Below are 3,129 nucleotides of genomic sequence, written 5' to 3'. Positions count from 1 at the left end.
TTAATAAAACTGCTTTAAATTCTAATCCTAGAGATGATTCACAAGTGATTATTCTTACCCCTTTTAAATTGAGATTATACTTTTCTTTGCTTTTTTTATTTTTACTAACCCAATAAGTGGGTATATCAGATTGATTCATCATGGAAATGATTGATTTCAACCTAGTATTATGGCGGTAAATAATCGCTATTTCATTAAAATTTAATCCTGATTTATGCAATATTTGAATAGTTTTAACTATACTTTTGTCTTGGTTTTCTGAATTGCTAGCTAAATGTAATTGAGGAATTTCTCCTTGCCTTACTGCTGAGGTAGGTTGTATTAGGGGAAAATTTATATCTTGCTGTTCTAATGATGAATTAACCCTATCATTTATTGGTTTTAAAACTTCTGAAGCTGCTGATAAGATTTGTTGTGTATTCCGATAGTTTTTATCTAAATCAAAAATTTTACTAATTGTCCGACGACCTACTGCTTTAATTCCTACACTTTTCCATATAAATTTACTACGTTGATAAAGACTTTGATTACCATCAGCAACAATCATTAAATCGCCATTTTCACTATCTTTTAAAGCACTAACACAACACTTAAACCAACTAGGCACAAAAGTATGAGCTTCATCAATTAAAATAGCATCATATTTTTGCTCAATTGAATAGTTCGATAATTGTTTCAAAGTTTCCTCGGCGATTTTTTCATCATAGTTTTCACCTGGTTTATTTTCTGAATAACCAGTGATTGAAATAGCCCAATTATGAAAATTAGTAACCTCTATATTTTGATATTGGGGATTTTGTGAATCTTGATGTAAAACGGAGCGTAAATAAGCTGCAAGACTGACATTGAAACAAACAACTAAAATTTTTAGTTTAGGATTATTATTTATTAAATACTTAGCCCTAGAAATTAATAGTAATGTTTTTCCCGATCCGGCAACACCAAAGAAACGTCTATGACCATTTCCAATGCTTTTAGCTAATCCTTCTTGTCTAAAATCGAGTATTTTTAAGATAGTATCACTAGGTAAAAATTGAATATTATCAGGCACGCTATCAGGAGTTGCTTTTTCCTCTCTAATCACAATTTCCGGATATATCGAACCTTTGATAGTCGTAATTTGATCGAGTGTTAATTTCGGAAAATTAAATTGGATTTCAAACATTTCTTGAAAACGTTGAATAATTCTCTCATTTGGTACTTGTCCTTCTTCCCAGTTTAATAATTCATCTTTATAAATTACTTTTTTTATTGGTAATATCTGTTGGTCAAGTTTAGATTCAGATGCTTGTTTATAAGTAATATTAGACATCACCGCCCCAACACCCACAGGAAAGCATAATTTTCCTTGATAATTCCCCGATCTATGAGTCAAAATCGGGTGTGCTTTTAGTTGATCGAGTATCTTAAAAAGATAATCTCTTCCTTGACTTAGAGGTGATTTTTGTTTTTGNTGGTAATATCTGTTGGTCAAGTTTAGATTCAGATGCTTGTTTATAAGTAATATTAGACATCACCGCCCCAACACCCACAGGAAAGCATAATTTTCCTTGATAATTCCCCGATCTATGAGTCAAAATCGGGTGTGCTTTTAGTTGATCGAGTATCTTAAAAAGATAATCTCTTCCTTGACTTAGAGGTGATTTTTGTTTTTGATTTGTTTCTCTATTATTTTGCCTCCATTTAATCTCAAAATAGTCTGAGTTAGCTTTCAAAATAGAATTAAAATACCATCCTTTCACTTCAATAATTAAGATGCCAAAGTCAGGAGATAAAATGATAAAATCAGGATAACGCCCATTAATCTTAGGTTCATACCAAACCGAGAAATCATCAGGTAGCCTAGATAAAATATTATACAAACGTTTTTCACCAGCACTAGCTTCAGATGCAATGCTGTCAGGAATAATTTGTGCCATAATTAATTTGGATTGACCAATTAACTGGAAACTTATTTGAACTAATTGATATCCACTATAACACTACAATGTCAATTATTTTTGATTGGTGAATCTAGATTTTTTCCTAACCTAGTCAGGCAGAAACTTTTAATCGCTTAAATTTTTAAATTTAAGTAATTCTTCTGTAATAACAGTAGTTAGATTTAGTCAATAAAGGGGTATAATATGCGGGGTTTTATTCAACCTGATACTTAAATATATAAAGTCAAAATAGACAATAAAAAAAACGAGTTTTACATAAAAATACTGATTTTTTTGATTAAATTGATATCAATTTACCTAGTTTTCACTGATGTATACAAAAAAATTTTTTGAGAGTTTACAGTCAATACCTTCCTCAACTAAGAAGCGGGCAAATTCAGGATAGTCACTTGCTGCCTAACTTCAATATGTAGAATCTTTTGCTAAAATAGAAATCAACCTATCATCATATAATTGCTGATCAAGTATGTCGGATGTCACTATCAAAGACTTAGAAATAATACAAACCCTATTCAATGAAGCAGGTTTAGATTATCAATTAGAATTAGAAGGTGGAAAAATATCAATTATGGGGCCGTCAGATATTGTTTCGAGCGAAATAACCATACGTTTAAGTGCTTCTCTTTATGCTTGGATAAACCCCCGTCGTCTGGGACGGGTATTCGACTCTGCTGGTGGTTTTATCTTACCTGATAGCAATCTCAAAGCACCAGATGTTTCTTTTGTCAAAGCCGATCGCTTGCCACGAAGCATCCGCTATTTTGCAGAAATGGTACCCGATCTAGCAGTGGAAATCAAGTCTCAAAGCGATAGAGTTCCCCCTCTGAAGAAGAAACTCCTAAAATATATTGAATTGGGGGTGGAAGTTGCAATATTAATCGATCCCGATGAAGAAACAGTAATAATTTATCGCCCCACAGGAGAACCCATTGAACTTACAGGGGATGACATATTGAGCATTCCCGAACTTTTCCCGGGTTGGGAAATATCCATTTCCGAACTTTGGCCGCCAGTCTTTGATGAGGAAGAATAGATTTCAGTTATCAGTTATCAGTAAAAACAGACAATATCGCTCCTTTTTACTAGATAGAATCTATGTTTTACAAAAGGAGCGATCGCTAGTTTTTAGTATAGCCTGGGTCATTGCGACTGGAACGGAGTGGAAGGAAGCAATCTCCGCGCACCC

General features: G+C 33.2%; 3 protein-coding genes. 1 reads left to right on the top strand and 2 read right to left on the bottom strand.

Annotated features, from left to right (window positions below; all coding sequences use genetic code 11):
* Both AFK68_RS44180 and AFK68_RS04400 read right to left on the bottom strand, forming a co-directional pair.
* On the bottom strand, positions 1-1,165 hold a 1,165-nt coding region (locus AFK68_RS44180; protein ID WP_371357228.1), incomplete at its 3' end, for a 3'-5' exonuclease.
* Positions 1,166-1,454: 289 nt separating this feature from the next.
* The coding region (locus tag AFK68_RS04400; RefSeq protein ID WP_143437510.1) for a nuclease-related domain-containing protein at positions 1,455-1,919 on the bottom strand (465 nt) is incomplete at its 3' end.
* A 490-nt stretch (positions 1,920-2,409) separates the two neighbouring features.
* Here AFK68_RS04400 and AFK68_RS04395 point away from each other — a divergent pair.
* Positions 2,410-2,976 (top strand): Uma2 family endonuclease, encoded by a 567-nt coding sequence (locus AFK68_RS04395; protein WP_094671751.1) that lies wholly within the window; start codon positions 2,410-2,412, stop codon positions 2,974-2,976.
* The last annotated feature ends 153 nt before the right edge of the window (positions 2,977-3,129 follow it).

This window comes from Hydrocoleum sp. CS-953 (assembly GCF_002260545.1).
In the GTDB taxonomy this organism is placed as follows: domain Bacteria; phylum Cyanobacteriota; class Cyanobacteriia; order Cyanobacteriales; family Microcoleaceae; genus Trichodesmium.
The sequence above is the reverse complement of the archived record's forward strand: the minus strand, read 5'-3'. Positions and strand labels throughout refer to the sequence as shown.